The 12,805-nt window shown below is 31.6% G+C and carries 11 protein-coding genes and 2 pseudogenes; 1 reads left to right on the forward strand and 12 read right to left on the reverse strand.

Going from position 1 to position 12,805, the window contains the following annotated elements; genetic code table 11:
• Window position 1: 1 nt before the first annotated feature.
• The 8 genes and pseudogenes from AAHM80_RS06415 to rpsF all read right to left on the reverse strand — a co-directional run bounded on the left by AAHM80_RS06415 (window position 2) and on the right by rpsF (window position 7,961).
• Complete coding sequence (locus AAHM80_RS06415) at window positions 2-2,440, reverse strand: VirB4 family type IV secretion/conjugal transfer ATPase (RefSeq protein WP_342260453.1); 2,439 nt, start codon at window positions 2,438-2,440, stop codon at window positions 2-4.
• Between the two features lie 32 nt (window positions 2,441-2,472).
• Window positions 2,473-3,765 carry a serine--tRNA ligase gene (gene serS, locus AAHM80_RS06420; protein ID WP_342259646.1) on the reverse strand — a complete coding sequence of 431 codons (1,293 nt, stop codon included), beginning with the start codon at window positions 3,763-3,765 and terminating at the stop codon, window positions 2,473-2,475.
• Window positions 3,743-4,497 (reverse strand): annotated as a pseudogene (gene tatC, locus AAHM80_RS06425) (twin-arginine translocase subunit TatC). The gene serS and the pseudogene tatC overlap by 23 nt, the downstream one beginning before the upstream one ends.
• Before the next feature lie 600 nt (window positions 4,498-5,097).
• Window positions 5,098-6,315 (reverse strand): multidrug effflux MFS transporter, encoded by a 1,218-nt coding sequence (locus tag AAHM80_RS06430; RefSeq protein ID WP_342260454.1) that lies wholly within the window; start codon window positions 6,313-6,315, stop codon window positions 5,098-5,100.
• 171 nt (window positions 6,316-6,486) lie between these two features.
• A pseudogene (locus tag AAHM80_RS06435) lies at window positions 6,487-6,601 on the reverse strand (ISAs1 family transposase); the annotation flags it as partial.
• A 111-nt stretch (window positions 6,602-6,712) separates the two neighbouring features.
• Window positions 6,713-7,267: a 50S ribosomal protein L9 gene (gene rplI / locus AAHM80_RS06440; protein ID WP_341755466.1), complete on the reverse strand. Its 555-nt coding sequence runs from the start codon at window positions 7,265-7,267 to the stop codon at window positions 6,713-6,715.
• A gap of 13 nt (window positions 7,268-7,280) precedes the next feature.
• Window positions 7,281-7,565 carry a 30S ribosomal protein S18 gene (rpsR, locus tag AAHM80_RS06445; RefSeq protein ID WP_342260455.1) on the reverse strand — a complete coding sequence of 95 codons (285 nt, stop codon included), beginning with the start codon at window positions 7,563-7,565 and terminating at the stop codon, window positions 7,281-7,283.
• A gap of 27 nt (window positions 7,566-7,592) precedes the next feature.
• Window positions 7,593-7,961, reverse strand: a complete 369-nt coding sequence (gene rpsF, locus AAHM80_RS06450; RefSeq protein WP_341751584.1) for a 30S ribosomal protein S6 — start codon at window positions 7,959-7,961, stop codon at window positions 7,593-7,595.
• A 473-nt stretch (window positions 7,962-8,434) separates the two neighbouring features.
• Between rpsF and AAHM80_RS06455 the strand changes: the two genes are divergently transcribed.
• Entirely contained in the window at window positions 8,435-9,139 is a 705-nt protein-coding gene (locus AAHM80_RS06455; protein ID WP_341751583.1) for a winged helix-turn-helix domain-containing protein, read from the forward strand.
• Between the two features lie 77 nt (window positions 9,140-9,216).
• On the opposite strand, the gene dut is transcribed toward AAHM80_RS06455, so the two are convergent.
• From dut to argS, 4 genes are all read right to left on the reverse strand, one after another.
• Window positions 9,217-9,660: a dUTP diphosphatase gene (dut, locus tag AAHM80_RS06460; protein WP_341748147.1), complete on the reverse strand. Its 444-nt coding sequence runs from the start codon at window positions 9,658-9,660 to the stop codon at window positions 9,217-9,219.
• 57 nt (window positions 9,661-9,717) lie between these two features.
• Window positions 9,718-10,146 (reverse strand): hypothetical protein, encoded by a 429-nt coding sequence (locus AAHM80_RS06465; protein WP_341748146.1) that lies wholly within the window; start codon window positions 10,144-10,146, stop codon window positions 9,718-9,720.
• A 91-nt stretch (window positions 10,147-10,237) separates the two neighbouring features.
• Window positions 10,238-11,047 (reverse strand): SPOR domain-containing protein, encoded by an 810-nt coding sequence (locus AAHM80_RS06470; protein WP_342259647.1) that lies wholly within the window; start codon window positions 11,045-11,047, stop codon window positions 10,238-10,240.
• A gap of 24 nt (window positions 11,048-11,071) precedes the next feature.
• Window positions 11,072-12,805: an arginine--tRNA ligase gene (gene argS / locus AAHM80_RS06475; protein WP_342259648.1), complete on the reverse strand. Its 1,734-nt coding sequence runs from the start codon at window positions 12,803-12,805 to the stop codon at window positions 11,072-11,074.

A 12,805-nucleotide genomic window follows, 5' to 3' on the forward strand; every position in this document is an offset into this window, starting at 1 on the left:
ACTAAATATGATTTAATGCTATATACAAAGGATTAATCCAATTATCAGGATGTCCTGGATATTGTTGTAATATTTCTTGATATATTTTTAATTCCTCGGTTCTACAGGATAGAATCTTGATAATGCCAATTAAACTTCCTATACTTAACTCTAAAGCAATAGATTGATTATTTTGATTTATTAAGAACATTCTAGAAGCAATTGTAAATTTCGATAATTTATTTATTTCTGATTCATTTAACCCTAAAATTTGTTCTAAATACTGTGATTTTATTTCTGATGGTAAAATTATTTTAGTGTCTATTAAATCCAACCAATTCTGTAGCACCTTTGTTTTTGTTGACTGTAGATAACTAAAATTAAAATTACTAACCATTATTCCATTATTACTCAGCAATCTATCAGAAATCATTTGTGATATGTTATCAAAATTTTCCGGTCTATACAAGGAATCTAGATTATCTATTGCTAATATTTTTGGACTCTTCCCTATAATAGTTAAGTGATAATTAAAAGCATATATTAATCCTGCACATAAACTATTATGCTTAGTCAAATTCATTGAAAAATCTTCTAGAAGTTTTCTATCTGTTGGATAAAAACGTTCAGTAAAAGACTTCCCAGAAAAAGGATACAAATTAAATCCGATTATGCCGCCTTCAGATAAAGGGAATTTATCACTATCAAATATACCATCATATAATCCTCCTTTTGTATAATCAGTCAACCTTAGTTTAATTAAGTCTCCATCTTCTATAGAAAAGTCCATTGTTTTTAAAATGGAGGAAAAATTACGATCTTTATTATCTAAAGTCCAAATTTTATCAGCGAAGTTTTCTAGAAAAGCTAATTCTGCTTTGGTTAGAGGGTAAAAAGAATGATTGCAAATTATCTTAAGAAATTCGATAACGAAATGCCTTGACTCTAGAGTATCATCTAGTAGAAATGGATTTATTAGGTTCTTCTCCTTTTCAAACCACTGCCCTTCAATTGATTCAACAAAAATCTTTGAATTATTATTATTGGAAAGATATAATATTGTTGGCTTGTATTTAGTTGCTTCAGAAATTAAAAAATTTGTTAGTACAGTCTTACCAGTATTAGCTGTGCCAAAAATACAAGTATTTCCTCTATTATTACTTTTAGCATGAAAATTCATAAAGTAAGGAGTTCCTTTTTCTGTTCTAAGCAAAGTCACCGCTTTACCCCATATGTTATTTTGGTTTCCGGTCGGGAAATTATGTAATGAGGCCAAAGCGGCGGTATTTTCTATAATTGTGGGAGCGAGCCTCCTAACATAGGAAAAGTTCCCTGGGAGCTGTGCCCAAAATGTTTGCTCTAAGTTTATATCTTCCCGCACATGGACAATACCAATTTTAGCAAGTTCCTTAGATGCTTGGGCAATTGATTGATCCAATTTCTCCAAATCTGACCCTATAATAGCAATAGAAATTTGTTGTTTACAAAATTGGTTCGGGATTGAAGCATCAAGGTTCATTATCTTATCTATTCCTGTAATTTCAGCAAGTTTAGTATCCTTACTAACTTGTAAAATATATGCCTGTTGTTCAAATGTTTTAGATACTTCTTTTTTATCAACGAAGTAAAATATTTCTGTTGCTATTAATTCCACAGGTAATTGTAGGAATCCATCAAGTGCAGCTGATGATACTTCTTGATATTCCTTTATTGAAATAATGGATGCAAACTTTTTATCATGCCTACTTATTACTTCAATCTTATCGTTACCAACTGCATATTGATTAGAGGCTAAAGCATTAGATAGATTTGCAATCGGTACTAAGCAATATTCTTCGTTGAGATGAATTATTCTACGATATAAAAACATCAAATCAGAGTAAGATTCTTCCCCTTCAAATCTTATTCCTAACTTTACTGCACCAAAATCTTGTAAATCCAAAAGTATTTTGTCAACAGTACTATTTAGCATTTTAAAAACACTATCTAAATAGTTATTTTGGTAATTGACAAGTTTATCGAAAGACAAAGAAGTTATTAAAGAGTTGATATCTTTAACTTTAATTTTAGCAGAATCATAAATTATTGAGATATATAAGGTATTAACAAATTTATCATCCCAGTAATTTTTTTGTTGCCATAAATTGTGAATATTAGCTGGTAACAATTTATTGTAAGGAGTTGGGTCATCTAAGTTTGTCTTACGTCGTACAGTATGTATCCAAAATGCAAAATTTTTATTATGAACATTTTTCTTAATCGCATTACGCACTACTTCTCGTAAATTGAATAACTTAGTGCTAATATTTTCTGCATTGATACCATTTATTTGGATAGTTTGGAGTAGTTCGCCATTCTTAGTTAACAAAGTATTCTCATTATAATGACAAGCAATTGGAATGAAATCCTCTGCAGAATTATTATATAAATCCTTATCAACTTTTCTTGAGTTGCTAGCTATTTTGAACACCAATGATACCTATCAAATACATGTTATTTATACTCTTTAGTGGTATGAATTCGCTCCAACCCACCCATGTAACTCACCAAAACATCTGGAACTGTTATTGAACCATCTGCATTTTGGTAATTTTCTAGAATTGCGATTATTGTCCTACCAATTGGTAAACCAGAACCATTCAAAGTATGGGCAAGAGTGGTTTCGTTGCTACCAAATTCTTTATATCTAGCTTTCATCCTTCTAGCCTGAAAATCTCCACAATTAGAACAACTTGAAATCTCACGGTATAGATTTTGACCAGGCAACCATACTTCCAAATCATAGGTCTTTTTGGCAGTAAATCCCATATCTCCAGTACAAAGCAACATAACTCTATATGGTAGATCAAGTTTTTTTAGAATGGTTTCAGCTGCATTAGTTATATATTCATGTTCACGCTGAGATTCTTCTGCAGTAGTTATTGTAACCAACTCAACTTTACCAAACTGGTGCATACGTATCATACCTCTAGTATCTCTACCACTACTTCCAGATTCTGATCTGTAACAGGGTGTGTAAGCAACATAACGTATAGGCAATTCTTCCCTAGCTATTATGGTATCGGCCACCATATTAACAAGAGGTACTTCACCTGTTGGAATTAACCTGTAATTATTCACCGTTTCAAACGACTCTTCTGCAAATTTTGGCAATTGACCACTATTATACATAGCAGCTGGTCGCACCAAAGATGGAGGAGATAGTTCAGTAAAATCAAATTCTTGAGTATGTGTATCAATCATAAAATTAATCAATGCACGTTCTAGCTTTGCTAAATCTCCCTTTAGAGTCACAAACCTACTACCAGACATTTTAGCAGTACGTACAAAATCCATCATTCCTAAACTTTCACCAAGTTCAAAATGCTGCTTAGGTAATGGAAGAGATAGTTTTGTTGTAATGTCTCCTACTGTTTTAAGCAGTTTATTCATACTGCCATCAGTGCCATATGGTACGTCGGGATCAGGAAGGTTTGGCAATACCTCCAACATATCGTTTAACTGGTGATTACTATTTAATTTTAAATTCAGTTCTTCCAGTTTCTCATTTATGTGATCCACATCACGCTTTATTTCTTCAAATTCCTTACTAAATTTGTTAGGCATGTTGCCTAGATCCCTAGATTTCTTTCTTCTTGCATGCTGAAATTGCTGAATAAGATTAGTTAGCTGGCGTTTGCTTTCATCTAATTTAGTAATTTTATCGGACATTGGGGGAATTCCCCTTTTGATAAGTAGATCATCAAATTCCTGCTTATTCTCCCTAATCCACTTTATATCTAACATTTAACTTCCTCGATTTTCTACAAATTTACACATAATAATTGAAGTTTCATATAATAAAAGCATTGGTATTGCAAGGGCAAATTGGCTAAGTACATCCGGTGGAGTTAAAATACCAGCAATAATAAAAATAATTACTATAGACGATCTTCTTTTGTCCACTAAGTCTTTTGCTGTTAATATTTTTAATAAATTTAATATTAACATAATAATTGGTAATTGGAAAGCCATACCAAACGCAATAATTAACTGAATTACTAAGTTTAAATATTCACTAATTCTAGCTTCTAGAATTAGTGGAATAATAGCATTATTATCTTCAAAGCTTAAAAAAAATTGCCATGCACGCGGCATAACAAAATAAAATACAAAAATGCTCCCACACCAAAACAAAACAGGCGACATAAAAAGAATAAAAGCTGCATATTTCTTCTCACCTGAATATAACCCAGGTCTTATAAATAAAAAACATTCTATAGCGATAATTGGCATAATCATGACAAAAGAAACAAAAGCTGCAAGTTTTATATAAGTAAAGAATGCTTCAGTAAGACCAGTATAGATTACTTTCCTTATATCAGCATGATCTAATTCTGCAAGTGGCTCTAATAAAATGTTATATATATCGTTACTGAAACAATAACAAATAATAAAACCAATAATGAATGCAGCAAATACTCGTAAGAACCTAGCCTTTAGCTCTAAAAAATGCTCTTTAAAAGTATATGACTTCATAAATTAACCAAATGTACAAGTTTAAGTAGGTATATAACCTCAGTTTGATGTAAGACATCGGTTTAATAGCCTAGGATGTCATATATGGACGTTCCTGCTTTCGTGAGGAGGTATTACTAACGTGGATAGTCAAAATAGGTTGTTATGAACCTAAAAACTGAATAGAATAGACCTTATATCTTAAGAATGTGTTATAAGTAATTAAAGAGGGTGACTTGAATAGACCTTGACTAAAATAGTCGCTAAGAGAATAAGTACCCTCTTTTTGGTAGTTTACCTTGAACAAATTGCAGAAGGTGGTCTTAAAAAGAGCAGCCTTCTGCAATTTGTTCAAGGTAAACTACCAAAAAGAGGGTACTTATTCTCTTAGCGACTATTTTAGTCAAGGTCTATTCAAGTCACCCTCTTTAATTACTTATAACACATTCTTAAGATATAAGTCTAGCGGTATACTCAAATGATCCTACGAGCAGTATACCATCTATAAAAAAGGTTTGTAACTAGAATGATTATAACAAAGCTTTAAGAAAAATGGGAGAAATAATCCTTAGTTTTGATGAAAATTATACTAGGTTCTTATATCGAACTGGGGGTAATCTATTAATTATTCTTCACCATTTGCTGCTTATTAATAGCCATATAAAACACTAATATCATGCTAATTGAAATGATCAGCATGAATAATGGTAATTGTACCAATGTTCCGTCATGCATATATCCTATTAACACTGTAAAACCTGCAGCAATTACATAATACATAAAACCAGAGAGTGAGGCAGCAGTGCCAGCAAATTGACCATAATTTTCCAAAGCCTGACCTAAACAGTTAGGAGTTACCATCGTACCACCAATATTAACCATACTCATCCATAATAAAGTTTGTAATACCGATACTGTTACATCATCTTTATTAATTAGACTAAAATAACTAGATAAAAAGAATAACATAGCTCCTAAGCACATAAGCTTAATGCCTGCAAAAATAATATAGTCATAGGTTCTTTGCATTTGGTGCATCTTTTTAGATATAAGCCCACCTAAAATTAAGGGAATACACGGAAATAATGCTATCATACCAAATGATGAAGTGGTAATATTTAGTCCTGAGATAAAATAGAAAGGTGCTTCAGCAAAATAGCCAAATGACATGCCATTTACTGCTCCAACTAAAAATACAAAACCGAGAAATCTTAGATCTCTGATCATTTTATTAAAACATTCTTTATATAATCCAATAGCTGAGCGTTTAACCATTAGATTTTGGTTAGTTTCTGGAAGTTTAGCTGATATTAACACCATAATGAATATTGCTATTACGATTAGTACAAGAAATACGGCTGACCAATGATAAAATTTTATTACAAAACTACCTATAACTGGACCTATAGCAGGAGCAAAGGCCATAGCAATAGTTATAGTTGAGAATACCCTACCACGATCTTTTGGTGGTATTGCCTCTCTAGCTATGGCTGTCCCTAATACTGAACCAACACTAGCACCAAAAGCTTGCATAAATCTTGCAGCCAGTAACATATTTATATTATCTGCTAAATAACAAATGCAGCATGATAAGGCGTAAACTAAAAATCCCGCAAGTAGACAAGGCTTACGTCCGTAATAATCAGATAAGTTACCCCATATTAACACGCCAACAGCAAAACCAAACAAATAAATAGTAAGTGTGTATTCAGATAAGTTAGCACTAATTGCCAAATCCTTGGCTAAGCTAGGAAGTGAGGGAGTATAAATGGTTTCACTTAATATAGGTATTGCAATAATTAATATAATAATGTATAATGAGGGTGTTTTTAATTTTATCTGGCTTCATAACCACGGCGACCTGATGAACAATTAGTTAAATTTTATTAAGGCATTAATAAAACGCTTGAAGTTATTTGATGACCAACCCATAGTAAGCATCATTTTTGGTTTGGTCTCTTCTTTTTGTCTTTATTCTATTTAAAATATTCAATACAAACCCTCGGATACTGACCATATTTGCAGGAGCATTGCCTTGACGTATGCTGCTCGCATCTTCATTAAATACCACATCGAGTACCCAATGCATAGATTCAATTCCCCAATGAGATCTTATGCTTTTTGCGAGAAAAGACTGTAGGTCAACGAAACAATCCAATATAATCATTTTTATGGGTTGTTTCGTCGCCACTAAAGTGACTCCTCGCTAATCGACGTCTTTAACTATGGATAAATGTTATAACTGCTCCACATCGTTAGGAGTAGAGGTTTCTTGTTGATCAGAACTTTCAAGGAGGTCAATAGTATCTTGCTTATTGTTCCTTGAGTAATCTTGTGCTTCAGATTCTGACCTTGCAACAATTACCGTTATATTTGTACTAAGCTCAGCGTGCAACCTAACCTCTACCACGAATACACCTGTTGATTTTATCGGGTTCTCAAGAATTATACTTAAATGTGATATTAAGTGCAAAGAAGCCTTAGACAAACTTTCAGCAATTTCTTTATTATTCACTGAACCAAACAACCGACCATCATCAGCAGACTGCTTAATAAATATTAATTCCTTACCACTTATAACATTATTAATAGCTTCTGCCTCAGATCTTATTTTTAGCTCTTTCATTTCAAGATCATGTTTTTGGGCTTCTATGAACTGTTTATTAGGTTCTGTTGCCCTAATTGCTAATTTTTTGGGGATAAGATAATTACGAGCAAACCCCTTTTTTACCTTAAGAATCTCTGCAATCTTTCCAAGTTTTCTTACAGGTTTAATCAAAATAACTTCCATCTTATTCCTCTGCTCAAATTTGAAATACAAAAGGCAACAACGCTAGGATTCTAGCAATTTTTATAGCATTCTTCAGTTTTCTTTGCTTTTTGGCACATACATTGGTAATCCTACTAGGCAACATTCTACCACCTTCTGATACAAATTTTATTAACAAATCAGGGTTCTTGTAATCAATTACTGGAGCATTTGAAATAGAAAGAGGACATCCCTTACGTTTTCTAAAAAACACTCTTTTATTACTTCTATCAACCATTCTAGTCATTGACTGAGAGTCAACAGCATCATTCTCAAACATTTTAATCTTTTCCAATTTTATTACTATTTAGTCTTTATTAATTGTTACATCAACTGTTTCTTCATGATCTGAACCTTTACTTCTTAGAATCGGCGAAGGTTCAGCACTTATTGAATCAACATTGATATTAACAAACCTAATAATATTTTCACTTAGCTTCATTTTCCTTTCCAGTTCATTTATTACCGAAAAATCAGTTTTAAGCCCCATAAAAACATAATGTCCTTTTTTATTATTACCAATCTTATAGGCTAAACTTCTTAAACCCCAATATTCAGTTTTAATAACTTCACCGTTACTATCTTTAACAATTTTAGTAAAGTCATCGGTAATTTTATCTACATCAGCAGACGAAATATCTTGGCGTATGATAAAAACTGATTCGTAAAAAGCCATATATAAGAATCTCCAGCTATAAAATAAAGCCATTTATAACAATAAAAAACATTTAATTCAAGTGTTATCTTTATTATAGAGCATAATTAATAAATCACTAATACCTTTTGATTGCAAAAATATAACCGTTTTACACGGATTGTAAATAAATAATTAAATTAGTAGACTTATATTAATAAATTTAGTAGAAATTTATTAATTAATTCGATAATATTGCACTTTAAAAAGTCAAATTAATATCATTACAATAAATTCACAATATATGTAACATTAGACTCTTGCATAACTGAACTATGCTCTTTTTACTTTAAAAAATTGACTCAGCAAAAACTTTGAGGATTTGCGTACTTCACATTACTTACATGTATGTCTAGCATGCTTATACCTTGTTTTATGCTCCAATCCCTCAATCATTTGGGTATACAGAGAAGAATTTAGTCATGCCTAAAGTCTTCATTTAATTAGTATTTAAAATGTTTGATAAATTACCACCTAGAGTTCTTATTATAGAATCAACTAAAAGCATTAACGTTTCTTTATCTAATGTCATAGAGAGAGCATGGTTTAATCTTGTTAAGGCTAACACAATAGAAAAAGCTATAGCTTCCTCTATTGCAAATCACCCTGACATAATTATTGTTGATTCGATGGTACAAGATAAAGTTGCTACAGAAATAGCAACTAAACTAAGAGAAATTAATGGTTTAGAGAAAGTACCAATAATTTTTTTGCTACATTCCGGAGAATCACCGTCTAATTATACTTTGGAAGATAATAACTTTGTTGTTTCTCTTACTAAACCATTCACTTCAGATCAGCTAATGATTTCAATAAGATCATTACTCCGACGATCTAATTTAATTCTACAAGATAAAGTTATAAAATATAAGGAAGTAAGTATGGATCTTACTACCTATAAAGTAACTAATAACGGCAGGATAATTCGTTTAGGACCAACAGAATTTAAGATTTTACAACTTTTTATCAAAGCACCTAAAGTAATATTTTCCCGTCAAGATATTGTAGACAAAGTGTGGGGCAGAGATACAGCTATTGATCTACGTACTATTGATGTACATATAAATAGAATAAGAACATCTCTAAAAAATAAAGAATCTGAGGTATTTATAAAAACGATCCGTGCTATAGGATATTGCCTTGATTTGCCAAATTCTTAGAATTAAAGTAAAAAATTATCTATTTAATCTGAATTCGATATAAGAATTATTAATTCTTATATCGAATTCAGGTTAATTTAGAATTTCCCAGTCGAACCAAATCCACCAGAACCTCTAGAGGTTTCATCTAACGAATTAACCTCATCCCATAATATCTGCTCATATCTAGCAATAACCATTTGAGCAATTTTCATGCCACGCTCAATTACAAAATCTTCTTTAGGATGATGATTAATTAAAATTACCTTTATCTCACCACGATAATCAGCATCAATTGTACCAGGTGAATTCAGCACGGTAACACCATGTTTTAGTGCCAAACCTGATCTTGGTCTGATTTGAGCTTCTAAATGACTAGGTAATGCTATACAAATTCCCGTGGGTACTAACTTTACTTCTTGTGGTTTTATAGTGATTGGTTCAATATTTGCTGCTACTAGATCCATACCAGCACTATGCTCAGTAGCATAACTGGGCAAAAGATCTACAGAATGTTCTAATTTTTTAATTTTAATGTTCATAAATATAATATTTTTTTTGATATGATATTGATCAGCTTGATTACTTAGACTCCAACTTTACTTAACCTTCTTACCATTAGCGTCATAAATTTCGATCTTTTCAAACTTATCTGCTTCTTTATACGGATAAGTAACCCTAGCTGTAATATAACCTCGGTTATTAGATATAGCCCCTTCAACTGGAGTACCTGCCACTTCCCATACTCCAAGAGTCATAACATCAAGTACTCCATGCCCAGCAGCTCTTAAATAATTCAAACCAGATTTTCTTGCCATAGCCCTATATGTTTCCATATATTTTCCATTTTCTTCTTGATGACGATCAACAATTTCCATACCATGAGATAGAAAACAACCTTTCGTTTGGCATTTAGTTATATCTGATACTGAAATACCTTCATTAGAAGCAGCTTTGTAGACAGAGCAGCTAGATAAAATTAGCATTATAATAAAAAGAAAAATATTAACTATATATTTACTAAACATTCATTACCCTAAAAATTAATAAATAGAACACTAACTTATCTTACAATTATAGCACTGAACTACTTATATTTCTACAATTTTCTTTAATACATCAACGGTTAGTAATTATACAACCTTGCTGATTGTCAGATAGTTTCTTACAGATCGCTTTAGCTTGGCTTATACTTTGGTAGTTACCTACTAATACTAAATAGAAAAAACTTCCTGTACTAGATTGTATCTTCTTAATATTTACTACCGTATTATTAAGAATTTTTGCATATTTTTTTTTGATTCTTTCTCCTTCTTGATTAGCTTCTGATTCAGATTTTACTGAGGCTAGTTGAATTTTATAACCACCTTGATTCGACTTATTTAACTGTGTTTCATCAATTTTGCGATGTGATTCAGTAACTTTTATGACATTTAAACCAGCTTTATTATTAGATGGTTGAACTATTGGAACAAATTTTTGCTCTATTAAATTCTCTTTTTGCACCAAGTCATTTCTTACTATATTAGGTAAAATTGTTTCTGTTCCTTCTTCATCTTTACTTAGTTTGTGTTTTTCATACTTAGCTTGATCAGTTTCTACTATACTAAATAAAATCGTGTCTATCGAGTCAAGTTCTTCATCACTTTCTGCTAGTTTTTGTTTAGCAATATTTAATGGCTTTTCCGGTTCAGGTTGTAATATTATAGGTTTGTTGGTCTTTTTTTGTTGTAAACTCTCATAAATTATATTATTCGCATTTGGTATTACTATCCCACCACTATCTTGTGGTTTAATTTTTGTAGGTAATGGATCAGGGTAAATTATTACTACTTGACCACTATTTCGGCTATAATTAGTATAAACTAAATATGTAATACCACTAATTATTGAGAGAATAATTAGTAAGAGTAAAGTGCGGTTAGTCATCAACTTATAAATTACAATACTTTATTACATTTTATTCATAGGTGTTACCCCTATAACATCAAAACCAACTTTTATAATCTTTTGAATAGACTTTGCTAAAGCAAGACGAGCAGTGGTTAACTCTATATTATCTTCAATTAGAAACCGATAATCATTATTTTCCTTGCCAAAATTCCATAAAGCATGGAATTTTGAAGCTAAATTAATCAGATAAAAAGCTACTCTGTGGGGTTCAAAATATTTTGCCGAAATTTCTAAAACTTTTGACCATGAAGCAAGAAGTTTAATTATTTCTATTTCCTCTTCGCTGGAAAGTAACGACAAGTCATACTCATTCTCTAAGAATTTACCATATGCTTTTGGCATGGATTCTTTAGATTTTTCCAGTATAGATATTGTCCTAACATGAGCATATTGTACGTAAAATACAGGATTGTCTTTTGATTGTTCTTTTACTTTTACTAGGTCGAAGTCAAGAGCAATATCATTCTTACGGGTTAGCATTATAAATCTTATTATATCTTTACCTACCTCATTTGTTACATCTCGTACACTAGTAAAATTACCGCTACGTTTTGACATTTTTATAGCGATACCGTTTTCAACAAAATTTACTAACTGGCAAATCTTAACATCAACTTTAACTTTTTCTCCACCAAAAGCTTTAACTATTGCCTCAATTCTTTTTACGTAGCCACAATGATCTGCACCTAGAATATAAACTAGATGATCAAAACCACGATCTATTTTATCCTTAGCATAAGCTAAATCAGAGGCAAAATATGACCAACTACCGTCAGATTTTTCTATTGGTCTATCTTGATTATCACCAAAAGCCGTAGATTTAAACAATTTCTGAGTTCTTGAATCCCAAGATTCATCTATTTTACCTTTAGGAGGGGACAACTGCCCCTCATATATTAGTCCTATTTTAGTAAGCATTTGTACAACTTCATCAATCTTACCACTATCATGCAGTGACTTTTCCGAGAAGAATACCTCGTGTTCAATATCTAGCTCCTTTAAATCCTGCTTAATTATAGCTAACATTTCTTCTACTGCAAAATCCTTAACGAGTTCATGACGTTGCCTATCGGTCATTGTTAATAATTTATCACCAAATTTTTCCACCAACTTTTGTCCAATATCTACCAAATATTCTCCAGGATAAAGCCCTTCTGGTATTACGATCTCTTCTTTTGTTAATGCTTGTTTATAACGTAAAATAACTGAACTAGCTAAGTCATCCACTTGAGAGCCGGCATCATTAAGGTAATATTCTTTGGTAACAATATAGCCAGTACTATCTAACACTTTGGCTAAAGCATCACCATAAACAGCACCTCTAGCATGACCAATATGCATAGGACCAGTTGGATTTGCAGATACATATTCAATATTAACCTTTTGATTATTACCAAAATTAATCTTAAAAAAATCCTCCTTATCCAGCAATATATCATTGATAGAGTTATGCCACATATCAGCTTTGATAGTAAAGTTAATAAATCCTGGACCAGCAACTTCTATAGACGCGATATATGGAAGAGGCGTTAATAGTTCTTTAAATCTAATAGCTAGTTCCTTAGGTTTAATATTTTGTTTTGCAGCGATAATCATAGCTATATTACTTGAAAGATCACCATTGAGATTATCTTTAGGAATTTCTATAGCCGCCAATTTTAACACATCTTCATTATCGCATATTTGTCTAGCTGCACTAATGATATCTTCACGTAATTTATTAAATATATTCAT

The sequence above is a fragment of the Candidatus Tisiphia endosymbiont of Metellina segmentata genome (assembly GCF_964030715.1).
In the GTDB taxonomy this organism is placed as follows: domain Bacteria; phylum Pseudomonadota; class Alphaproteobacteria; order Rickettsiales; family Rickettsiaceae; genus Tisiphia.